This is a genomic window from Tenacibaculum sp., from assembly GCF_050290165.1.
In the GTDB taxonomy this organism is placed as follows: Bacteria; Bacteroidota; Bacteroidia; order Flavobacteriales; family Flavobacteriaceae; genus Polaribacter.
The window spans coordinates 14047-35945 of the sequence record NZ_JBNKHD010000004.1; the positions used below are offsets into that span (position 1 = coordinate 14047).

General features: G+C 32.3%; 20 protein-coding genes. 12 read left to right on the forward strand and 8 right to left on the reverse strand.

Annotation, left to right across the window (positions count from 1 at the left end; translation table 11 throughout):
• Nucleotides 1–34 precede the first annotated feature (34 nt).
• From ACQY6M_RS05230 to ACQY6M_RS05240, 3 genes are all read right to left on the reverse strand, one after another.
• The gene (locus ACQY6M_RS05230; protein WP_428741459.1) at nt 35–1489 is read right to left on the reverse strand and encodes a serine hydrolase; all 1455 of its coding nucleotides are present in this window, start codon (nt 1487–1489) and stop codon (nt 35–37) included.
• A 113-nt stretch (nt 1490–1602) separates the two neighbouring features.
• Nucleotides 1603–2175, reverse strand: a complete 573-nt coding sequence (locus tag ACQY6M_RS05235) for a helix-turn-helix domain-containing protein (protein WP_428744924.1) — start codon at nt 2173–2175, stop codon at nt 1603–1605.
• A gap of 43 nt (nt 2176–2218) precedes the next feature.
• Nucleotides 2219–3130 (reverse strand): glutaminase, encoded by a 912-nt coding sequence (locus ACQY6M_RS05240; RefSeq protein ID WP_428741457.1) that lies wholly within the window; start codon nt 3128–3130, stop codon nt 2219–2221.
• Between the two features lie 292 nt (nt 3131–3422).
• Between ACQY6M_RS05240 and ACQY6M_RS05245 the strand changes: the two genes are divergently transcribed.
• Nucleotides 3423–3809 carry a hypothetical protein gene (locus ACQY6M_RS05245; protein ID WP_428741456.1) on the forward strand — a complete coding sequence of 129 codons (387 nt, stop codon included), beginning with the start codon at nt 3423–3425 and terminating at the stop codon, nt 3807–3809.
• Nucleotides 3810–3894: 85 nt separating this feature from the next.
• Here the strand turns inward: ACQY6M_RS05245 and pruA are convergent, their stop codons facing one another.
• Entirely contained in the window at nt 3895–5520 is a 1626-nt protein-coding gene (pruA, locus tag ACQY6M_RS05250) for an L-glutamate gamma-semialdehyde dehydrogenase (RefSeq protein ID WP_428741455.1), read from the reverse strand.
• Nucleotides 5521–5658: 138 nt separating this feature from the next.
• Here pruA and ACQY6M_RS05255 point away from each other — a divergent pair, with 138 nt between their 5' ends.
• The 4 genes from ACQY6M_RS05255 (at nt 5659) to ACQY6M_RS05270 (ending at nt 10199) form a co-directional block, all read left to right on the forward strand.
• Entirely contained in the window at nt 5659–6375 is a 717-nt protein-coding gene (locus ACQY6M_RS05255) for an NRDE family protein (protein WP_428741454.1), read from the forward strand.
• A gap of 30 nt (nt 6376–6405) precedes the next feature.
• Entirely contained in the window at nt 6406–7080 is a 675-nt protein-coding gene (locus tag ACQY6M_RS05260) for a hypothetical protein (RefSeq protein WP_428741453.1), read from the forward strand.
• 78 nt (nt 7081–7158) lie between these two features.
• Nucleotides 7159–8865, forward strand: coding sequence for a hypothetical protein (locus ACQY6M_RS05265; protein ID WP_428741452.1), 1707 nt, complete (start codon nt 7159–7161; stop codon nt 8863–8865).
• 5 nt (nt 8866–8870) lie between these two features.
• On the forward strand, nt 8871–10199 hold the full coding sequence (locus ACQY6M_RS05270; protein WP_428741451.1) for a hypothetical protein: 1329 nt from the start codon (nt 8871–8873) through the stop codon (nt 10197–10199).
• Here the strand turns inward: ACQY6M_RS05270 and ACQY6M_RS05275 are convergent.
• Genes ACQY6M_RS05275 through ACQY6M_RS05285 form a run of 3 tightly spaced genes read right to left on the reverse strand, consistent with a single transcriptional unit; the run spans nt 10196 to nt 12974 of the window.
• Entirely contained in the window at nt 10196–11305 is a 1110-nt protein-coding gene (locus ACQY6M_RS05275) for a DUF3667 domain-containing protein (RefSeq protein ID WP_428741450.1), read from the reverse strand. The two genes, ACQY6M_RS05270 and ACQY6M_RS05275, sit on opposite strands and share 4 nt — an antisense overlap.
• Nucleotides 11305–11691: a Co2+/Mg2+ efflux protein ApaG gene (gene apaG, locus ACQY6M_RS05280; protein ID WP_428741449.1), complete on the reverse strand. Its 387-nt coding sequence runs from the start codon at nt 11689–11691 to the stop codon at nt 11305–11307. The genes ACQY6M_RS05275 and apaG overlap by 1 nt, the downstream gene beginning before the upstream one ends.
• Nucleotides 11692–11741: 50 nt before the next feature.
• Entirely contained in the window at nt 11742–12974 is a 1233-nt protein-coding gene (locus tag ACQY6M_RS05285) for a DUF5103 domain-containing protein (RefSeq protein ID WP_428741448.1), read from the reverse strand.
• Nucleotides 12975–13138: 164 nt separating this feature from the next.
• Between ACQY6M_RS05285 and ACQY6M_RS05290 the strand changes: the two genes are divergently transcribed.
• Genes ACQY6M_RS05290 through nqrF form a run of 6 tightly spaced genes read left to right on the forward strand, consistent with a single transcriptional unit; the run spans nt 13139 to nt 19175 of the window.
• Entirely contained in the window at nt 13139–14491 is a 1353-nt protein-coding gene (locus ACQY6M_RS05290; protein ID WP_428741447.1) for a Na(+)-translocating NADH-quinone reductase subunit A, read from the forward strand.
• Nucleotides 14492–14494: 3 nt separating this feature from the next.
• Nucleotides 14495–15700, forward strand: coding sequence for an NADH:ubiquinone reductase (Na(+)-transporting) subunit B (locus tag ACQY6M_RS05295; protein WP_428741446.1), 1206 nt, complete (start codon nt 14495–14497; stop codon nt 15698–15700).
• A 2-nt stretch (nt 15701–15702) separates the two neighbouring features.
• The gene (locus tag ACQY6M_RS05300) at nt 15703–16443 is read left to right on the forward strand and encodes a Na(+)-translocating NADH-quinone reductase subunit C (protein ID WP_428741445.1); all 741 of its coding nucleotides are present in this window, start codon (nt 15703–15705) and stop codon (nt 16441–16443) included.
• 2 nt (nt 16444–16445) lie between these two features.
• On the forward strand, nt 16446–17090 hold the full coding sequence (locus ACQY6M_RS05305; RefSeq protein ID WP_428741444.1) for an NADH:ubiquinone reductase (Na(+)-transporting) subunit D: 645 nt from the start codon (nt 16446–16448) through the stop codon (nt 17088–17090).
• Nucleotides 17091–17121: 31 nt separating this feature from the next.
• Nucleotides 17122–17865: an NADH:ubiquinone reductase (Na(+)-transporting) subunit E gene (gene nqrE / locus ACQY6M_RS05310; RefSeq protein WP_133534934.1), complete on the forward strand. Its 744-nt coding sequence runs from the start codon at nt 17122–17124 to the stop codon at nt 17863–17865.
• A complete protein-coding gene (gene nqrF, locus ACQY6M_RS05315) occupies nt 17865–19175 on the forward strand; it encodes an NADH:ubiquinone reductase (Na(+)-transporting) subunit F (RefSeq protein ID WP_428741443.1) in 1311 nt (436 codons plus the stop codon). Before nqrE ends, nqrF begins: the two co-directional genes overlap by 1 nt.
• A 285-nt stretch (nt 19176–19460) precedes the next feature.
• Here the strand turns inward: nqrF and ACQY6M_RS05320 are convergent, their stop codons facing one another.
• Nucleotides 19461–19922, reverse strand: a complete 462-nt coding sequence (locus tag ACQY6M_RS05320; RefSeq protein WP_428741442.1) for a Na(+)-translocating NADH-quinone reductase subunit F — start codon at nt 19920–19922, stop codon at nt 19461–19463.
• 136 nt (nt 19923–20058) lie between these two features.
• Between ACQY6M_RS05320 and ACQY6M_RS05325 the strand changes: the two genes are divergently transcribed.
• A complete protein-coding gene (locus ACQY6M_RS05325; protein ID WP_428744925.1) occupies nt 20059–21804 on the forward strand; it encodes a tetratricopeptide repeat protein in 1746 nt (581 codons plus the stop codon).
• Nucleotides 21805–21899: the final 95 nt, after the last annotated feature.

Sequence of the window (21899 nt, forward strand, 5' to 3'; positions counted from 1 at the left end):
TCTTCTAAAAAGCTTATTCCTTTATGGGGTTGTTTTAATTTTTTATTAGTTCCTCTAACTTTTCTTCTGAATCTTTATATCCTAATTTGATGGCCTTTTGGTAGCTTTTAATAGAATCTTCTTTCATATTGTTAGCTTTATAACCATCACCTAAGGAATCCCAAATATTCCCATCTTTAGGGTGTAGCTGAACATTTATTTTAAAAATTTCCAATGCCCAGTCAATATTTTCATCTAACATCAATAAGATGTTTCCAATAGAGTTTAAAAGCCTAGAATTTGTAAAATCATCAGCATAGTTTTCTTTAAGTAGTGCAATGAGGTTTTCTGAATCCTTTATTGTATGTTGTCTGATATAGTTTATGACGTAAGAGTATACATTGTTCTTAATTGGCTTTGGAATATAGTTTTTGTCTAGAATTATTTTTGCAATTGCATAAGCAATAAATTCTACTTCCGAGCTGTTTGCGTTGGTGGCGTAGACAATATAGATGTCTTCTTTAGGAAACCAGATAATTGAATGAGCATAGGCTCCATTTGAACCATTATGAGCGATTCTTTTGGTGTTGTTTTTTAAAGTTTTTACCATCCAACCATATGCATAACTTAATTTTCCACTAGGGTAATCAGCATGTGGAGCGATTAGTTTTTTAAATGATCTCTTTGAGATAATTTTATTTTTTTTGAGCGCATTGTACCAAAGTAACATATCATTTTGAGTAGAATTGATTCCTCCATTTGCCTTTAAATGCCAAGAAATTTCTCCATTTTCTTGATATCGAATAATGGGCGATTTACTATCAATAATTCCTCTATTATAACTATGAGATAGTTGTATGGTGTCCCATTTTGGTAAGAGATAGCCTGTTTGTTTCATCCCTGCCGGTGTAAAAAGGTACTGGTTTAAAAAAGCTTCATAGGTTTGACCAGTAACCAGTTCTATAATTCTTCCTAAGATACTATAGCCCACATTTGAGTAAGAATATTTTTCACCAGGCCTAGCCAATAATTCACTTGCGAAAAGGTTTTCAAAAAACTGCTTTGGTTCGATTTTGTCAAAATCCTTACCAATAGTTTCTATAAAACCAGCGGTATGTGATAATAATTGGTGAATTGTAATACTTCTTTTATCTACAGGTAGGTTAGAGAAATACTGACTCAAAGAGTCTGTTAATTTTAGTTTGTCTAATTCAGCGAGTTTTAAAATTGCAGTTGCGGTAAACTGTTTTGTGTTAGAACCGATATCAAAAATGGTGTTTGGATTATTAAGTATTTGAGTGTTTTTGTTGGCGAATCCATAACCTTTATTGATGATGATTTTCCCTTTTTTAATCACAGAAATTGCCCCTGAAAAGCCATTTTGAGTTCCCTTGGTTAGATAGTTGTCTATTCTTGAATAAAGAGTTATTGATTGAGCTCTTTTTTGAGCTTGTGCAAAGAAGCTTGTAAAAATTAGCAATAGAATACTACAGAAATGTGTTTTGTTCATCTTTATGTTTTTTGTTGTGCAAAAGTCATAAATGATGCTGCTGTACTCATAAAAATTAGCCTGACAATAATGCGTCAACTTCACGACAATACTCCGAAAACAGTATAGTTTCTCTATATAAAACTAAAATTGAGCTTAAAATACAGCCTCTTGTTTTTATCGATAGAGGCAGTGTTTATAATAATTAAAATGATATTTATTAGGGTTAGAAAAATCATCACCCAGAGAGGGAAACGATGAGGAAGAGATAGTGAAAGTTTAAGAGATCCTGCCAGAAGAAAAATTATTGCAGAAGTGATGGTCCACAAAATTTGGAGAGAGATGATTTGTTTGGTAAGAGTATTTATTTGCTTTCCGAAATACATAATAGCTAGCGGAACTAGAATATTGAATAACGGAATAAAGGATACAAATGCTGAAGAAAGATTAATTAACTTAACTAACGAGTAGTTTACTATTTCCTTAGGTTTTTCTATATTGTTTAAGATAGTTAAATCTACGTCAAGTGCTTTAGAAAGTGCTCTTGCAGTATGTCCTTTTGGTTCTTGACCTGCTTCTATTCGTTGAATTGTTCTAATGGAAACCCCAGACTTCTCAGCAAGTTCTTCTTGAGTAAGATGTTTTTGGGTTCTTAGAATTTTAATATTCATGAATTTTTTGTTTGTATTCGTTGAATAATGATTCAATTCAACATTAGCGAAGTTAGTTTGAATTAAAGCAAGAGTCAATCTAAAAAATAGACTGTTCAGAAAGGGTGGTGAACTCTTCTAAAAAACGCATTCCTTTATAGGAATTTCCTTTTTTATTCAATTTAGGACTCCATACAGCAATCGCATACTGGTTAGGGTGTATAGCAATAATACCACCACCAACACCACTTTTGCCTGCTAATCCAACTTTAAAAGCAAACTCACCAGATTCGTCATAAAAACCACAGGTTTGCATCAAGGCATTAATTCTTTTGGATTGACTTTTAGTTAATATTTGTTTACCTTGTCTTGTTTGTCCATTATTGGCTAAGAATAAAAACAATTCAGAAAGGTGTTCGCAGCTAAATTCTAAAGAGCATAAATCAAAATAGAAATCGAGTACTTCTTCTGGATCGTTATGAATATTCCCATAGGATTTAATAAAGTTGCACAATGCCACATTTCTATATCCGACTGATTTTTCAGAAGCAGCTATCTTTGGGGAGTATGCAATATTTTTATTGGCAGAAAGACTTTTAATGAAACTTAATAAATCCTCTCTAGGATTCTTTAGGTTGCTAATCAGTATGTCTGCAATTACAATAGCTCCTGCATTGATGAAAGGATTTCTAGGGATACCATTGTCGCTTTCAAGTTGTACCAATGAATTAAAACTACTTCCAGAAGGTTCTACACCCAGACGATTCCAGATGGATTCTCCAAGTTGTTTGTAGGCTAAACAAAGTGATAATACTTTAGCAATACTTTGAATTGAAAACTTTTCTTGAAAATTACCTAAACCGAAATTGGTATTGGAAATGGTTGAGATATGCACACCAAATTTTTCAGGGTCAATCGTAGCCAATTCAGGAATGTAGGTAGCTAACTCTCCTGTATTTTCAATAGTATCAACTTTTTGATATACACTTTCAATTATTTCTTTGTAATCCATTGCCTTCAAAATCTAACAAACAGTCGGTAAACGAAATTAGTTGAATTCTGTTTGAAAACAAATAAAACTTAAAAGAAAGTAACTACTTCTTTTATACTGATTTACAGGTTGTTTGTTCTTGAATATCAATCGTTTAAAGTATTTGATTGAAAAGGTGTTAGGTTTTTTATGAACTTAGTAGTGGAAAAATATACTCATTAAAATAATAAGGATAATGAGTTTGTTTTAAAGGTGGAATCTGAAAAACCTATTATAAATAGAGTAGGAAATTAACTAACCAAATTTTTATATTATGTCAAGTATAGCACTAGAAGCTCTTGGAGCAGAAGTAGGTAAATACCTTAGTCATGCGAATGATAAGGTATGGCTTCAAAACGGAGTACAAGGAAAAGGAGAGGTTTTTGAACTTAAAAAACTTAAGGATAATCGTGTAGCTTTAGAATGTAAAGGAACTGAAAAAGGAAAATATCTTAGTCATGCATTCGGTAAATTATGGTTGCAAGATGGTGTGCAAGGAGAAGGAGAAGAATGGATAATGCAAGACCACGGAAAAGGAAACGTGTCTTTTAATTGTTTAGGAGCAGAAACAGGTAAAACACTTAGTCATGCTTTTGATAAAATGTGGCTTCAAAATGGATACCAAGGAGAAGGTGAATTGTGGGCTAAAAAGCAAGAGTAAATGTTTGTCTTTTAGAGAAAAAACAAAAAAGCAACCTCATTTGAGGTTGCTTTCATTTATATTAAAGTTCCGTAATCGGAATATATTATCCTAAGAAAGGGTAACGGTAATCAGTTGGAGAAACAAATGTTTCTTTGATTAAACGAGGAGATACCCAACGTAATAAGTTTTGAGCAGATCCTGCTTTATCGTTCGTTCCTGAAGCTCTAGCTCCACCAAATGGTTGTTGTCCTACAACAGCACCTGTTGGCTTATCGTTTACATAGAAGTTACCAGCACAGTTTTCTAAAGCTTTAGTAGCTTCTGCAACTGCGTAACGATCTGTAGAGAATACAGCACCAGTTAAAGCGTATTCAGAAGTTCCGTCAACTAATTTTAAAGCATCTGCCCAATCTGCATCTTCGTATACGTAAATAGTTACTACAGGACCGAATAATTCAGTTTCCATAGTAGTGTACTTAGGGTTGGTAGTTAAGATAACAGTTGGCTCAATAAAGTATCCTTTAGATTTATCGTAGTTACCACCTGCAAAGATTTCAGCATCAGCATCAGCTTTAGCTTGGTCGATATACTTTGCTAACTTATCAAAAGAACCTTCGTGAATTACCGCAGTAATAAAGTTGCTCATATCTTCTGGAGAACCCATTTTAAAAGAAGCGATGTCTTCTTTTACATAGTTTAAAGTTTCTTCAGCTAACGACTTTGGTAAGTATACTCTTGAAGCTGCAGAACATTTTTGTCCTTGGAATTCAAAAGCACCACGAGAAATACCTGTAGCTACTTGTTTTGGATTAGCAGAAGGGTGTGCAATGATAAAATCTTTACCACCGGTTTCACCTACAATTCTTGGGTATGTTTTGTATGTGTGAATGTTTTCACCAATCTTTTTCCAGATTTCTTTGAATACATATGTAGAACCAGTAAAGTGGATTCCAGCAAAATCAGGAGACGATAACACTACGTCAGTAATTTCAATAGGATCACCATAAATTACATTGATAACACCATCTGGTACACCAGCTTCTTTAAATACATCTACAATTACTTTTGCAGAGAAGATTTGACTATCAGATGGTTTCCATACAACAACATTCCCCATCATTGCAGCCGATGCAGGTAAGTTTGCAGCAATTGCAGTAAAGTTAAATGGAGTAATTGCGTATACAAACCCTTCTAACGGACGGTACTCAACACGGTTCCAAATTCCGTCGTCAGAGTTTGGTTGCTCGTTGTAGATTTCAGACATATACTCTACGTTAAAACGTAAAAAGTCAATCAACTCACAAGCTGCATCAATCTCAGCTTGGTGAACTGTTTTTGATTGTGCAATCATCGTAGCAGCGTTAATTTTTGCACGGTAAGGACCAGCGATTAACTCAGCGGCACGTAAAAAGATAGCAGCTCTTTGTTCCCATGGCATTTGCGCCCATGCTTTACGAGCTTCTAAAGCATTAGCAATTGCTTTTTCAGCGTGTGATCTATCTCCAATATGATATTGACCTACCACGTGTTGGTGATCGTGTGGAGGAGTCATGTTACGAGTATTCCCTGTTCTAACTTCTTCGTTACCGATGTACATTGGTACATCAACAGATCCGTTAAAATATTCTTTGTATTGTTTTGAAACCGCTTCACGCTCTGGAGATCCAGGAGCATATCCTTTTACGGGTTCGTTAATGGCAGTTGGTACGTGAAAAAATCCTTTTCCCATTTGTATGTTGTTTGTTGAATTAAATTTCTTTCTTTGTTATAGAAAAGTCTATCTAAATTTTCTAGACGTACAAAGTTACGGTTATTTTAGAAATATTTAAATGGACATAAGGCTGGAATTCAATAAAAGGAAAACAATATGTGCACGGTAACTTATTTACCTTTAGGGAATAATGATTTTATATTAACTTCTAATAGGGATGAAGATCCAAAACGAAGAACGATTTCTCCAAAAACTTATGTTGAAGATGGGATAAAATTAACATATCCTAAAGACGAATTAGCAGGAGGAACGTGGATTGGTGTGAGTGAAAAAAAACGATTGATTTGTTTATTGAATGGTGGGTTCACAAAGCATCAAAGAGCAGAATCATATCGAATGAGTAGAGGAGTAATTGTAAAACAATTGTTAAAAGTTGACGATCCTGTTGAAATTATCAATCACTTTGATTTTGAGGGGATAGAGCCTTTTACCATTGTGTTGGTTGATTGGGCTACGGAATTAAAAGCATACGAATTAGTTTGGGATGTTAAAGGAAAACACTTTAAAGAGCTAGATAATCAACCTAAAATATGGTCGTCTGCGACTTTGTATGATGAGAATATGAAAGAATTAAGAAAACAATGGTTTGCCGATTGGTTAACAGAACATCCGGCATATAAGCAATCAGATATCATTGCTTTTCATCAAGATGAAACCAAAGGGACACCTGAAATTTCTATAAAAATGAAACGAAATTATGTAGAAACTGTAAGTACTACGTCTATCATTAAGAAAGAAGATGAGGTTACCATGGAGTACTACGATATTTTGGAAGAAAAGAACAAAACAGCAGTCAAAATTACTGGGGCTTAAAAAAGGCTTTTGGTATATTTGCAAAAAATTATGATGAATAAAAAACTGCTATTATTTCTTTCATTAACATCACTTTTTTTATTTACCAGTTGCTTTGAGTTTGTTGAAGAAGTAACTTTTAATAAAGATGGTTCTGGAAGTGCTGTGTTAACTATTAACTTAAGTAAAAGTAAAACGAAGTTAGCTTCTATCATGTTATTAGATAGTGTGAATGGGTATAAAGTGCCTTCTAAAGCCATAATTAGAAGTAAAGTGAACGAAATAGTTCGTAAAATACAACAAACAAAAGGGGTACATAATGTAAAAAACACCTTAGATTTCAATGAGTTTATTGTAACAGTTTCGTGCGATTTTGATAATGTAGAAGCGTTAAATGAAGTAATTTCAAATTTCAGTTCAAAAAAGGAAGCTGAGAAAATAAAAAAGAACCAGCATTTTACATTCAATAAGAAAAGTAAAACCTTTACACGTAGTCATCACTTCAATTTAGGAAAAGAGTTTCAAAAAACTAAAATGCAAGACCGTAAAGTTTTTGAAACGGCGACATACACTAGTGTATACCGATTTGAAACGCCAATACAATCAAGTGAAAACAAAGAAGCAAAAATATCTAAAAGTAAGAAAGCTATTATGTTGCATTTACAAGCGCAAGATATAGTTGCTCATAAGCAAACAATAAAAAATAAAATACAATTAGAGAATTAAATTCAAAATGAAACCTACTTGGTTATTTTAATAATCAAAGGTTTCATGTGACGATTAAAAAAGAATAAAAATAAACACATGAAAAAAATTATTGCTACACTATTATTTTTAAACACATTTACAATTTTACAAGCTCAACAATTAGAAACTAAAATACCTAATAATGTTGATGTTTTAATCTCTGCTAATGCTGAAAACTTATTTAAGTTGGTAAAGGTATCTGACATTGATGAGAATGCTGTTGGAAAAGAGATTTTAAAGAAGGTAAATAGAAGAAGAGAAGATGATAAAGTGTCTTCAGTGGCTAATACGGGAATAAATATTAAGTCTAACGCCTATTACTTTTTTAGTAAAACAGATAGTGTTTCGTATCATAACATTTATGTTGAATTGAATGATAAGCAGATGTATGAGTCAATGTTGACTGAAAGAGACAAGGGAAAAATTCAAACCCAAGATAATTATAGTTATATAGAGGGACGTAGAACTTTTAAAATATGGAATGAAAACTCTCTTTTAATAGTGACAGGAGATATGTCAAGAGGGTATTTCTCGGCTCATAAAGAGCGTTTAGAAAAATTAAAAGAAGAAGGAGAATATAATTATTCATTTGAAAAGAGAATTGCCAGCGAATGGACAAAAGACTACGCTTTGGGTATTTTTAATAAGCGTTTTACGAAGTCAATTGCTGCTAGTAATAAGTTTCAAAAGAGTAAAAATAAAGATGCGTCGGCAACACTTTGGGTTCGTAACTATGGGATGTTAATGACCGACTTATTTAAGTCTTTTGGAAACTCTCTATTTCCTATGTATCCAGAAGGAAGCCAAAATATTTACGGAATTGATGAGGTAACAGCAAACTTGTTTTTTGATAAAAATGATGTTAGAATCTTGTTAGATATGTCGGTTAGTCCAGGGATGGAAAAGTCGTTTAAGAAGATTTATAACAAAAGAATGAATAGAAACTTGGTTAATGGTTTTGATCATGATAAAGCGTTGGCATTTTGGAGTATTTCTTTAAATACAGAAGAGATGTTAAAGCAATACCCAACATTAGCACATAAAATGTATGGAGGTATGTTGCCGAAATTTCAAGAAGAAATTGATATAGTAGGAGACTTGTTTTCTTTGATTATTGACGAAAAAGCAATAGGTAAGTTAATAACGGGTGATGCTCTTTTGGTGTTAAACGATTTCTCTAAGAAAAAAGTAGAGTATAAGTCGTATGAATATGATAAAGACTATAAACGTAAAGAGGTAACAAAAACAAAAGAAGAGTTTGTGCCTGATTTTACTCTGATGATAGGTTCTGAAGAGAAGGATTTGTTAAACAAGTTTTTTAAGTTAGGTGAGAAACACAACGCTTTAAGAATTGAAGATAACATTGCGGCATTTATACCAAAAAAATCAGATATACCATTTGACTTGTACTTTGTGGTTAAAAATGATGTTTTATATATAACTACCTCTAAACAAGGTACTGTAAATATTGCTAGCGGAAACAATAAGTTTAATACTAAGAAACATAGTAAATTGGTAAGAAATAACTCATCAGTGTTTTATGTTGATGTAAATGCTATTTTAAATAAAATGCCTAATGAATGGCTTAGCAAATCAGAAAAAGAAACACTACGTTTTTCTACTGAATATTTAGATGAAGCGATATTTAGAGTGTCTAGAATGAAAGGGAATACAATTTCTAGTGAAGTTAAACTTTCTACTCAAGGAAATAAAGAAAATACTTTAAAATTATTATTAGAGTTTATCAACACGGTAGCTAAATAAGCTGAATGATAAAAAGAATAGCATATATTATTATAATAGGATGCTGTGTTTTAGTTACGGTTGGGTTTTTTAGATATAATCCAACCGTAATTTATGCAGATAAGGTACCAGTTTCTGCTGAAACTGTAGTGCATGTTAATCTACGTGAAATAGAGTACAATATTCTTTGTAGTTTTTTAAAGCATCCATTTTCACAATTAGATTTTGAAAACACATCAACAAAAAAAAGAGAGAAAAAAGAATCATTATTAAATCAGGTAGAAATTCCTAGTAGCTTGTTTTTTTATACAAATCAAGATGAGTATAAGGGATTCTTGATAAGTAATAAAATTCTTTTTAAAAAGAGGTTTGTTGCAACTTTGAAAGAAGAAGGTTTTAAAGAGCAAAATATAAAAGAAGATACATTTTATGTAAAAGGAAGAATGGCTTGTGTTTTACAAGGAAATACCTTTCAGGTATTATGTAAGTTGGAAAAAGATGCAGTAATTTCTTCAGAATTATTAACGTCGTTAAATGAAGAAAATTACTTTCCAGAAGAAGCTTCAATTTTTGACAAGATAAAGAATCGAGATAATCCAATAACAGTAACTACAACACAAGGTGATTTTTTTGAAGTTACGATTGATGATGGTCTGTTAACTCTTCAAGGTAAATTAGGAGAGGGAAATGCTGTTTTTCTTCCCTTTAAAGCAACTTCTAGTAATGGTACTATTGCTGCACTTTCAGGAAAGTTAAATGCAGAGAAAGTAGCAGGTGCTTTAGGAGAAAATGTAAAAGCGAAGTTTAAAAAGTTAACAAGTTTGTCGTTAGATTCTATTGCTGATAAGTGGAGTGGAGCGATGAATTTTAACCTCTCTTCATTTATTGAAAAGTCTGACACTATAGTAACCTATGAGTATGACGATGATTTTAATAAAGTTGAGAAAAAAGAAGTTCAGCATATCATAATTCCTAGTCTATCTTTAAGTGTAGAAGGAAAAGAACTGTGTGATTATTTGAATAAAAAACAAGCGATTAAATTAGTAGAAAATGATTCGGTATTAACATTGATGCCCTTATTTACCACATATGTTTCTTGTAAAGAAGATTTGTTGAAGTTAACTTCTGTAAAAAATCAATCCAAAAAAAGAAAAACCGAAGAGGTTAATAAATTTCTCTTCTGGTTTGATGTAGCTGCATTTCAACAAAAGGAAAGGGGAATTTATACTTTCCAAAATAAGTACTTAGATAAAATAAATACCATACAATTTTCAGTAGCTAAAAACAATGAAGTCAAAGCTACTGTTCAGCTTAGTAATACTTCAAAAAACTTCTTTTTTCAGTTGTCTAACTAGTATAAGGCAAAAGCAATAAACGATACTACTATAGAACCCAAGAATGCAAGTATAAAGAACATTGTGTTTGCTAGTATGTATTTTATAATTGTTTTTATATATCCTTGTCCGTAAAACTTTTTCATAGCTACAAATAAGTAGGTCATAAAAAGTAATAGGAATATAGTTGCAGCACTACTAGTTTCTTTAAAAAACTCAATTATAAAAAAGAAGGAGAAAAGAAGAAAAAATACTGTTTGAATGTGGAAAACAAACACTAGATGTTCTACATAGGTATATTTTCTTCTGATGTAAAGAAGCTTTAAGCATAATGTAAAAAGAGGAAGTAATACAAAAAGTGCTACTGACCCATATGATAATAACTTACGAGTAAATTTCTGGACTTCACTTCTTTTTAAGAATACGGAATTAAGTACAGCTGCTCTTGAATATATAAAGCGGTTGCTAAAATCTTTATTAACTTGTAAGCTATCCAAAGCATCATCAATATCTATATCTGGATGTTTTTTTTGAAATTTCATAAATTTCACTATTCTAAAAGAATCGTCAAAACTTGTATTAGCTAAAGATTGTTTTGAAGAACTCTTCGTTGTTAATGAATCTATTTTAATAAGTGATGATTTGACTTTGATAGAATCTTGCTTTTCTAATTGCTTAAAAACTGCGTTTTGAATAGAGTCCATATCTACTCTATCAGTTTCAATTCCATTTTTATTTATTTTATGTGAATCTCCGTTTAAAAATTTACCGCTTCTTAATTCTTCAAATCGGTTATACCTATCAGTTGAACCAATAATCAAAAAAAAGATAATTGATGTGGTTAAATAAAATCGAAAAGGATTGGTATATCTACTTCGTTTACCTTCTATATAATCTTTTGAAACTTTACCAGGTCTTATGAGTAATGGTATGAGTGTTCTCCAAAATTTAGCGTCCCAAGAAAGAAAACCGGCAAAAATTTCCTTAAGAAAATTCCCAAGAGTAATTTTTTTTCCACGGTTTTTTTGTCCGCATTCAGGACAGAATTTTTCGTCGTGTGAAAATGGGTATCCACAGTTTAAGCAATTAGGGTCTTTTATAATTGCAACCTTATTTTTTTTAATCATTAGTTTAAAGTAGGAGTAGTTGTTAGTTGAAAAGTTGGTATGGTTACTAAAAATTCTTTAGAGGTTTCAAGGTTAATCATTTTATAATGTCCTCCCATAGCACCAGTAGATGAGAGTATGAAACAATTAGACTTGTAGTTATAAACATCGTTAGGTTTTATAGTTGGTGTTTCGCCAACTACACCTTCACCTTCTACATACTCTGTATTGTTAAGTGCGTCAAAAATGACCCAATAACGTTCTAGTAACCTCACGGCATCTTTTGATTTGTTTTCGATGGATATATAATAACTAAAAGAGTAATACTGTTCATAGTCTCTATAAACAGTGCCATTAAATGTAGTTTTTACTGAAATTTTTATCCCCTTAGTTACTTGCTGAAACATAGGATAAAGATAGTTCTTTTTCCGTTTTTAGTCAATGGTTATGTGCAAGCTTATCTATTTTGGTTAAAAAACCCGTTGCCAAGACCAATTACTCTGTCGTAAATTTCACCCAAAGGCTTGTAGTAAACAATAACCGTGTACTCGTTTTCGGTTTGATAAAAAGAGCCGTCAACCTCATGTAAATCAATAGTATTGTTGTTGTCAACAGTAGTATAGCTATAGTTGTAAAAACCTTGTTTAAAAGGTAAAATAGTTTTGTAAATTTTCTGACTTGAATCGTAGGTCATTTTGTTTTTTTCTGACAATTCATAATTGTTGAAAGCACCATATATGTACACATCTTTGTCTTGATAAGGTTCAAAAGCGTCTAATGAAAAATGAACTAGCGAATAATCAGCTTCAGTGTCTGCTTGTTCATCAATAGCATCTCGTTCAGTTGTTCGTATAACAAATTGCCCATTTATATCGGGGTTGTATGTGTAAGTTTTATCTGCTCTTGGTTCGTTAGTATACAAGTAGCTATGGTATAAGTTTTCTCTTTCTACTTTGGCGACATTTAAACTACTATTTCTAATGTATTTGGTGTCGAAGTTTAAAAACTCATTGCCTCCCCAAAAGTTAGTTCCTGTTGTGTAATTGTATAGTAATTGTTGAGGTTTTACAAATAGAGGTTGAAGGTTATTTATAGCAGTGTTCCAATTGTAGTTTTGAAACAAAGTTACATGAATTTCTTGTGCAGGATTGTTGATTTGTAAATTAGGGTGATTTATAGAAAATTGCACTGTTTGCTGTTGGTTAGCTGCGGCAGCATTTCTACTCCTAAAAACAGCGACACCTACAGTAGTTATATCTTCATAAAAAACACAACGCCTTGTAAAAACTACTTCATAATTTTCATCTATTACAGAAATTAAATAATTACCGCTTTTGGTAATAATGGTATTTTGATTTGGAATATCAACAGTGTAATGGGTGTAAGGTTGTAGCGTGTTAAAAGAATTTGAAAAATTAATGATTTCATTTTGCTCAAAACCTTCAATGTATTGGTTGCTAGTCATTGAACTAGGTTTCCAATCATGCGTCATATGTTCAATTTTATACTGATATCTTTTGCTGTCAGCATCCAAATCATCAAAAGAGAGCTTTAAAACTTCTCCTAAACGGACGATAGGTTCATACTGATTAGGATTATGCTTTGGACGCAATTGTACAGTTTTTATGTTTTGAGCCTGTATGAGGCTAAACATTAAACATGTAAGTATGGATAGAATTTTTTTAGTCATATGTGTTAACAAAAATATCAAAATATGCGCCAAAGACAAGTTTTTTATTTAGAATAAATATAAATAATGTTGTTTCTTAAAGATAAAAATGGTTTTGTTCTACAATGGTTTTCAAAATTTTTAAATTTGCATGTTTTTTAAGAAAATCAAATTAATCAGTTACTATGTCAAAAGACATCCGTATTAAGAAAGGCTTGGATATCAAGCTAGTTGGCGAGGCAGAACAAGTAACTACCGAACTTCCATTAGGTAGTGTGTTTGCAATAAAGCCAGATGATTTTCACGGCGTTATTCCTAAAATTTTAGCTAAAGAAGGTACAGAAGTAAAAGCTGGTGAGGCACTTTTTCATGCAAAAAGTGACGAACGTATTTTATTTCCAAGCCCTGTTAGTGGAAAAGTTACAGAAATCGTACGTGGAGCACGAAGAAAAGTTTTAGCAATTAAAATCACTGCTGATGCACAGCAGGAATACAAAGATTTTGGTAAAAAAGATGTTGATGCAATGTCTGGAGAAGAAGTGAAAAATCACTTGTTTGCTTCAGGTTGTTGGCCATTTGTAAAACAGCGTCCGTACGATGTGATTGCAAATCCTAATCAAGCACCAAAAGCTATTTTTGTATCTGCTTATGCGAGTGCACCGTTAGCTGCTGATTATGATTATGCATTGAAAGGTAAAGGAGCTGAGTTACAAACGGCTTTAACAGCGTTAACAAAGTTAACTACTGGTAAAGTTCATGTTTCTGTAGCAGCTAATTCAACCTTATCTCCGTTTAAAGAGCTAAAAGGTGTTGAATTGCATAAAGTTTCAGGACCACACCCATCAGGTAACGTAAGTACACAAATTGCGCAAATTAGTCCTATTAATAAAGGAGAAGTTGTGTGGGTGGTAACACCTCAAGACTTAGTGGTAATTGGTGAGTTATTATTAACTGGTAAGTTCAATATTACACGTATTGTAGCTTTAGCAGGTTCTAAATTTAACAAACCTCAATATGTAACTGCAAAAGCAGGAGCTCAAATTGCTGATGTTGTTAAAGGAAACTTAGATGCTGACAATGCTCGTGTAATTAGTGGAAATGTGTTAAGCGGTTTAGAAGTTGGTCAAGAAGGATCTTTAGGATACTATGACAATTTGATTACTGCAATTCCTGAAGGAGATGATTATGAATTTTTCGGATGGAATAAGCCAATCTTTAACAAGATATCAGCTTCTAGAGCATTTACATTCTCTTGGTTAAACCCAAAGAAAAAATACGATTTAAATACGAATACAAACGGTGAGCACAGAGCATTTGTGGTAACTGGTTCGTATGAAGAAGTATTTCCATTAGATATCTATCCGATGCAATTATTAAAAGCTTGTATGTACAAAGACCTTGACGAAATGGAAGGGTTAGGAGCTTATGAAATTGCACCAGAAGATTTTGCATTAACAGAATTTATTTGTGTATCGAAACAACCTCACCAAAAAATAATTCGTGAAGGATTAGATTTAATGAGAGAAGAATTAGGATAAGATATGGGCTTAAAACAAAACTTACATAATTTAAAAGAGAAATATAAAGGTACTAAGATGGCACCTGCGTTTAACGCAATCCACACCTTTTTATATTTGCCTAATGAGACCACTCATGGAGGAACTCATATCAAGGCAGCCGATGATTTAAAACGTACGATGAACATCGTAATTATGGCCTTAGTACCATGTTTAATCTTCGGAATGTTCAACGCAGGGTATCAACATAACGCTGCTATTAATGGCTTTACTGAAGGAATGTCTTTCTTTAGTGGAGACTTTTGGAATATGAACAATTTCGTTATTGGTTTAACTAAAATTTTACCATTAGTAATTGTATCGTATGTAGTTGGTTTAGCAATTGAATTCGTCTTCGCTGTAATTAAAGGACACGAAGTAGAAGAAGGTTACTTAGTAACAGGAATGTTAGTTCCGTTAATTGTACCAGTAGATTTACCATTATGGATGTTAGCAGTAGCGGTAGCTTTTGGTGTTGTAATTGGTAAAGAAGTATTTGGTGGTACAGGGATGAACATCTTAAACCCAGCATTAACAATTCGTGCATTTTTATTCTTCGCATATCCAACTTGGATGTCAGGAGATAAAGTATGGGTACAAGGAGCTAGAGAATTAGCAGGAACTGCTGATGCAATTTCAGGAGAAACTATCTTAGGTAGTTTAGCACAATCGCAACCATTACACTATTCTGTTTCTGATATGTTCTTCGGATTTATTCCAGGTTCAGTAGGAGAAACTTCAACATTATTAATCTTATTAGGAGCTTTATTCTTAATCTTTACAAAGATTGGAAGCTGGAGAATTATGGTGTCTGCTGTTGTAGGAGCTTTAGTAATGGGATTCATCTTTAACCAAGTTGTAACTTTAGGATGGATTGGTGAAACGAGTAAGTTTTACGGATTAATGAGCTTAGATTTCTGGAAACATTTATTAATTGGTGGTTTTGCATTTGGTGCAGTTTATATGGCTACCGATCCTGTTACAGCGTCACAAACTAATAAAGGAAAGTGGATTTACGGTTTCTTTATCGGATTTATCTCGATTATGATTCGTGTATTCAACCCAGCATATCCTGAAGGAGTAATGTTAGCAATCTTATTAATGAATGTGTTTGCTCCAACAATTGACTACTATGTAGTACAAGGAAATGTAAAGAGAAGATTAAAACGTTTAAAAGCTAAAACTGCCTAATTATGAGTAAGAAGACAGATAGTAATGTATATACGGTACTATTCGCAGTAGGAATGGTATTGGTAGTGGGTGCGTTGTTAGCTTTTACAGCTTCATCACTTCGCCCAACAATCGATGGAAATAAGCGTATCGAAAAGCAACAAAATATTTTGTATGCTATGGGTGTAAACGAAAATGATGAAACAAGTGTAATTTTTGTTTCAAAAGATAAAGTAGCAGATGAGTTTGCTAAATACATCAAAAAGCAAATAGTTATTGAAGGTGATAAAGTTACTGAAGATGACAAAGCATACTTAATTGATGTTAAGAAACAACAAACTGCTGCTAAAGAAGGTAAAGTAAGAAAGTTACCTTTGTTTATTGGAGAAAAAGAAGGTAAAACTTTTTATATCGCTCCAATTAGAGGTAAAGGTCTTTGGGATGCTATTTGGGGTTATGTAGCTATGGATAAAAACATGGTAGTTCAAGGAGTATTCTTTGATCACAAAGGAGAAACTCCAGGTTTAGGTGCTAACATTAAGCAACGTTTCTTTATGGATGATTTCGCAGGAGAAAACATGATGAGTAATGGTGAGTTTAAAGGAATTAGTGTAGCAAAAGGAAACGGTGACCCTAAGAATGAAGATAAGAACGATAATGAGGTAGATGCAATTGCAGGAGCAACTATTACAGGTAATGGAGTTTCAGCAATGATTAAATCAGAATTAGTACAGTACGTACCTTATTTTAAAACATTAAATTAATTATGGGACTTTTATCAAAAAAAGACGCAGCATTAATCACAGATCCGTTAGCAGATAACAACCCAATTACTATCCAGGTATTAGGTATTTGTTCTGCATTAGCAATTACAGCAGAATTAAAAGCTGCTATCGTAATGGCTATTTCGGTAATGGCTGTATTAGCGATAGGAAACGTTGTTATTTCTTTAATGAGAAACATCATTCCTTCTAAAATTAGAATTATTGCTCAGTTAGTGGTTGTAGCTGCTTTAGTAATCATTGTAGATCAAGTATTAAAAGCTTACGCATACGAATTAAGTAAAACCTTATCGGTATTCGTTGGATTAATCATTACCAACTGTATCATTATGGGACGTTTTGAAGCATTTGCTTTAGGTAACGGACCTTGGAGATCTTTCTTAGATGGTATTGGTAACGCTGCTGGTTACGGTTTAATATTAGTAATCGTAGGATTCTTTAGAGAATTGTTAGGTTCTGGTACTTTATTAGGAATTAAAGTATTAGGAGATCCTATTGAGAAAACAGGATTGTATGCTTTAGGATATGAGAACAACGGATTTATGTTATTATCACCAATGGCATTAATCGTAGTTGGTATTATTATTTGGGTACAGCGTTCAAGAAATAAAGCATTAATTGAAGACTAACTTAGTTAGTGTTCATTAAAAAAAGAGAAGAATGGAACATATAGAATTATTTTTCAAGTCGATATTTATAGACAACATGGTATTTGCTACTTTCTTAGGAATGTGTTCATACCTTGCTGTATCTAAAAAAGTATCAACAGCCGTAGGTTTAGGAGCAGCAGTAATCTTCGTATTAGCTGTAACAGTACCAGTAAACTGGTTGTTAGATCAATATTTATTACAACCTGGAGCTTTAAAATGGTTAGGTGCTGAGTATGCAGATTATGATTTAAGTTTCTTATCATTTATCATGTTTATTGCTACAATTGCAACCATGGTACAATTGGTAGAAATTATTGTTGAAAAATTTGCGCCAGCATTATATAACTCTTTAGGTATTTTCTTACCATTAATTGCAGTAAACTGTGCAATTTTAGGAGGATCTTTATTTATGCAATCTCGTGAAATTCCAACTTTAGGATTATCATTCGTATATGGTATTGGTTCAGGAATTGGATGGTTTTTAGCAATTTTAGCTATTGCAGCTATTCGTGAAAAAATCAGATACTCTTCTGTACCACCAGCATTAAGAGGATTAGGAATTACATTCATTACTACTGGTTTAATGGCTATCGGATTTATGAGTTTTGGAGGTATGTTAACAGGAGGTGATGATGCAAGTAAAGAAAAAGAAGCTCCTAAAGCTGAAGTGAAGGTTAAGGTAGAAGAGAAGAAAGAAGAGGTAAAAAAGGAAGCTGAAGAATTGGCTAATAACACTAAAGAAATTACAGAATAATGGTATTTTTAGAAGTAAGCACAGGAGGAACAGTTGCTATTACAGTATTAGCGTTTTTAGCAGTACTTTTAGTATTAGTAGCCTTATTATTATTTGTAAAGCAAAAATTAGCACCATCTGGACCTGTAAAGATTACAATCAATGGTGATAAGACAATAGAAGTAGCATCTGGAGGAACTTTATTATCTACTTTAGGTAATGAAAAGATTTTCTTACCATCAGCTTGTGGTGGAGGTGGATCTTGTATTCAATGTGAGTGTCACGTGCTTTCTGGTGGAGGTGAAGCGTTACCAACAGAAACACCACACTTTACTCGTAAAGAATTACAACACGGTGCTCGTTTAGCATGTCAGGTTAAAGTAAAACAAGACATGGATATTTCAATTCCAGAAGAAATCTTTGGAATTAAGAAATGGGAAGCTACAGTAGTACGTAACTATAACGTAGCATCTTTTATTAAAGAATTCGTAGTAGAGATTCCAGAAGATATGAACTACAAAGCAGGAGGGTATATTCAAATTGAAATTCCACCTTGTGAAGTTAAGTTTTCAGATATGGATATCACTGCACACCCTGAAGAGCACGAAACTCCAGACAAGTTCCAGGAAGAATGGGATAAGTTTAAGTTATGGCCTTTAGTAATGAAAAACCCAGAAACAGTAGAGAGAGCATACTCTATGGCTTCTTATCCAGCAGAAGGACGTGAAATTATGTTAAACGTTCGTATTGCTACTCCACCGTTCGATAGAGCTAAAGGAGGATGGATGGATGTAAATCCAGGAGTTGCATCTTCATATGTATTCTCTAGAAAAATAGGAGATAAAGTAACTATTTCTGGACCTTATGGTGAATTCTTCATCAATGAGTCAGATGCAGAAATGTTATATGTAGGTGGAGGAGCAGGTATGGCACCAATGCGTTCTCACTTATATCACTTATTCAAAACCTTAAAAACAGGAAGAAAAGTTTCTTATTGGTACGGAGGTCGTTCTAAGCGCGAATTATTCTACTTAGAGCACTTCTGGGCATTAGAAAAAGAATTCCCTAATTTCAAATTCCATATTGCATTATCAGAACCTTTACCAGAAGATAACTGGAAAGTAAAGAATAGTATGGAAGATGAAGGTGATGGTTTTGTAGGATTTGTTCATAACTGTGTAATCGATAATTACTTAAGCAAGCACGATGCACCAGAAGATATTGAATTATACTTCTGTGGACCACCGTTAATGAACAAGGCGGTAGAGAAAATGGGACAAGACTTTGGTATTCCAGATGAGAATATCCGTTTTGATGACTTTGGAGGATAATCACTTAGTGATTCTAAATATAAAGCCGATACAATATTGTATCGGCTTTTTTATACATGAAAGTTTACATATTATAATTAATTTTTAACCATTTACAGATTAGTTAACCTTCAATTAAAGTTTATAGGTTTCCTTTGTATATAAAGAAATAAGCTTATGAATTGCCCAAATTGTCAATCTACATTTGTGAGAAGAAAAAGAAGAAGTCTTGTTCAGAAACTGATCTTTTTCAATAAAAGAAGGTTTAAGTGCTTTGAATGTAAAACTATGTTTTTAGCAAAATAATTACTCGTAAATTACATCAAACTGATATACAGGAGTGTCTTTTTCGTATTCAAAAATTTTAGAATAATCCATAACGTTAGCTACGTTATCTAACTTGCATAGGTGAGCAACCACAGCACATAAGCCATTAAATAGGGTTTCTTTATTTGTAGGGTCTTGGGGTTTTGGGTTATAATAACATAAAGGAACCACAAACCCACAAGCTTCTAGAAATACTTTTTCAATTTGCAATAATTCTAAAGGAGAGTACCCGTTAAATTTTCTGCCTAAATTTTGATGTACTCTGCCAACATAACTCAGCTCTAACGAACCGTGACCATTTGTTAAATGTTTCCAGCTATCTCTATTGTCTAAAATATTTCCAACAGCACAAGCTGAGCAACATTCTGGGTTCAATTCATTGTTATGAAAAGCATTGTAAAGTTTTATAAGCGCTTGCTCTAGTCGTTTAGGTGTTTCCATAATCAAAAAGGATTAACTCCTTTAAATATACAAAATATTGATTATGTTTTAAGTTAACTTGTTGTTAATGAGTTTTATTAGGTGTTTGATTCGTGAAAAAACAAGGTGTTTAGTAAGTTTTTTACTTTTCCATATAATGATTGTTATTAATGTACTTTTTAGGTCTTTATTAAGATCAAAATGTATTTTTGCAGCATTAAGGAATATATTTATAATGAAACTTTCTAATTGTGTATATAAACTGGTAATTATATTACTAACTATATCGTCTTCGGTTGTTGCGCAATCGGAGGATAATACACTTTATGAATTAAAATCTAATATAAAAGAAGCATCTTCAGATTCTGTTCACATTCATTCTAAAATTGAATTGACTAAGTATATACTTAATCGAGATATTGATACAGCTAAAATATTAGTTAATGAGGTTCTAAAAGCGTTAGAAGCTAGCAAACATAATAGTGTATACTTTACTGGTAAAAAAGCAGAAGCAATTAATTATTTGGCTATTATAGAAGCTAAACAAAGTTTTCCCGAACAAGCATTATCTAATTATCTAAAAGCTCTTGAAATTAGTAAGAATATTAAGGATTCTACTATGCTTGGATTGACCTTACATAATCTAGGGATGTTTTACAGGCGACAAAAAGAGTATGATAAAGCTAAAAGGTATTTTAAAGAAGCTATTGAAATAAGAGAGCACTCTCATGTTAATTTAGATGATTTAGCAACCACATATAATATGCTAGGTGTTACCTACTTTTATGAAAAACAATATGATTCAACATTCGTTAAGTATAGTAAAGCAAAAGAATTGTATACCTCTAAACAAGGTATTGTTAAAGTCAATGGTAATTTAGCGCTATTATATTATTCATCGAAACAATATGACAAAGCAATTAAAACTTTTGAGGAAAATATTAAGATTTTTAAGGAATTAGGTCTAAAGAATGAGTTAAGTACTGCTTATTTGAATTTAGCAGCTTCCTATAATGGAATTAAAAATTATAAAGAATCTATTCTAAGATTGGACAGTGCTATTACTATTTCCAAAAGAATAAAACATAAAGAACTTTTACGTAAACAGTATTACAGTCGTAGTTCTGTTTATAAGACCATTGGTGATTTTGAACATGCATTAAAGGATTATACATTGTATAAAGCATATAATGATACTTTAAACGATACAGAAAAAGCAAAACGAATCACAGCTTTAGAACTAAATTATCAATTTGAAAAAGAAAAGCTACAAACAGAATTGAAACTTCAAAATGAAAAGGCTAAAAAGCAATGGTACTTAGGATTATTAATGTTATCTGTGGCATCTGCAATAACCATTTTTCTGTTGATTAGAAAAAATACTAAAAATCGATTAGCACTTTCGACAAGAAAACTAGAGAATGAACAGTTACAGAGAGAAACAGCTGAACAGGTTTTACAACTTAAAGAAGCTGAGCTTAAAAATGAGTATTTAAACAGTCAAATCAAACAAGAATATCAAGAGCTTTTTGTAAATGAGTTAAAAAGTATTTTAAATATTAAATCAGAAGAAGATAAGACCAAAGCAATTAAATCTCTTTTGGCATCTTTAAAATCTAAAAATATAGATTATAATACCTCACTAAATTTAACAGACTACTTGGATAAAGTGAGTCCTAATTTTAAAATAAAATTAAACACACATTTTAATTTTTTTAATGAAAAAGAAAAGAAGTTATTGTGCTTAATGAAGCTGGGATTATCTACCAATGAAATAAAAGATTTACAAAGTATAAGTTTAGCATCAGTAAAATCAACACGATATCGAATCAGAAAAAAATTAGAAATTAACTCTGATGATGATATTATAAACTATATTGAAAACTATACAGTGGAAGTATAGAAGATGTTCTGTATATTGGTGATTTTGAGCGATTGATACCCATTTGCTACCTTGTTTTTCTTTACGGTTTAGTACTATTTTTATTTTTTTGCCTT

Coding starts and splice junctions, on each gene's coding strand:
- ACQY6M_RS05230 (WP_428741459.1), bottom strand. CDS start 1,489: ATGAACAAAACACATTTCTGTAGTATTCTATTGCTAATTTTTACAAGC.
- ACQY6M_RS05240 (WP_428741457.1), bottom strand. CDS start 3,130: ATGGATTACAAAGAAATAATTGAAAGTGTATATCAAAAAGTTGATACT.
- ACQY6M_RS05245 (WP_428741456.1), top strand. CDS start 3,423: ATGTCAAGTATAGCACTAGAAGCTCTTGGAGCAGAAGTAGGTAAATAC.
- pruA (WP_428741455.1), bottom strand. CDS start 5,520: ATGGGAAAAGGATTTTTTCACGTACCAACTGCCATTAACGAACCCGTA.
- ACQY6M_RS05255 (WP_428741454.1), top strand. CDS start 5,659: ATGTGCACGGTAACTTATTTACCTTTAGGGAATAATGATTTTATATTA.
- ACQY6M_RS05260 (WP_428741453.1), top strand. CDS start 6,406: ATGATGAATAAAAAACTGCTATTATTTCTTTCATTAACATCACTTTTT.
- ACQY6M_RS05265 (WP_428741452.1), top strand. CDS start 7,159: ATGAAAAAAATTATTGCTACACTATTATTTTTAAACACATTTACAATT.
- ACQY6M_RS05270 (WP_428741451.1), top strand. CDS start 8,871: ATGATAAAAAGAATAGCATATATTATTATAATAGGATGCTGTGTTTTA.
- ACQY6M_RS05275 (WP_428741450.1), bottom strand. CDS start 11,305: ATGATTAAAAAAAATAAGGTTGCAATTATAAAAGACCCTAATTGCTTA.
- apaG (WP_428741449.1), bottom strand. CDS start 11,691: ATGTTTCAGCAAGTAACTAAGGGGATAAAAATTTCAGTAAAAACTACA.
- ACQY6M_RS05285 (WP_428741448.1), bottom strand. CDS start 12,974: ATGACTAAAAAAATTCTATCCATACTTACATGTTTAATGTTTAGCCTC.
- ACQY6M_RS05290 (WP_428741447.1), top strand. CDS start 13,139: ATGTCAAAAGACATCCGTATTAAGAAAGGCTTGGATATCAAGCTAGTT.
- ACQY6M_RS05295 (WP_428741446.1), top strand. CDS start 14,495: ATGGGCTTAAAACAAAACTTACATAATTTAAAAGAGAAATATAAAGGT.
- ACQY6M_RS05300 (WP_428741445.1), top strand. CDS start 15,703: ATGAGTAAGAAGACAGATAGTAATGTATATACGGTACTATTCGCAGTA.
- ACQY6M_RS05305 (WP_428741444.1), top strand. CDS start 16,446: ATGGGACTTTTATCAAAAAAAGACGCAGCATTAATCACAGATCCGTTA.
- nqrE (WP_133534934.1), top strand. CDS start 17,122: ATGGAACATATAGAATTATTTTTCAAGTCGATATTTATAGACAACATG.
- nqrF (WP_428741443.1), top strand. CDS start 17,865: ATGGTATTTTTAGAAGTAAGCACAGGAGGAACAGTTGCTATTACAGTA.
- ACQY6M_RS05320 (WP_428741442.1), bottom strand. CDS start 19,922: ATGGAAACACCTAAACGACTAGAGCAAGCGCTTATAAAACTTTACAAT.
- ACQY6M_RS05325 (WP_428744925.1), top strand. CDS start 20,059: ATGATTGTTATTAATGTACTTTTTAGGTCTTTATTAAGATCAAAATGT.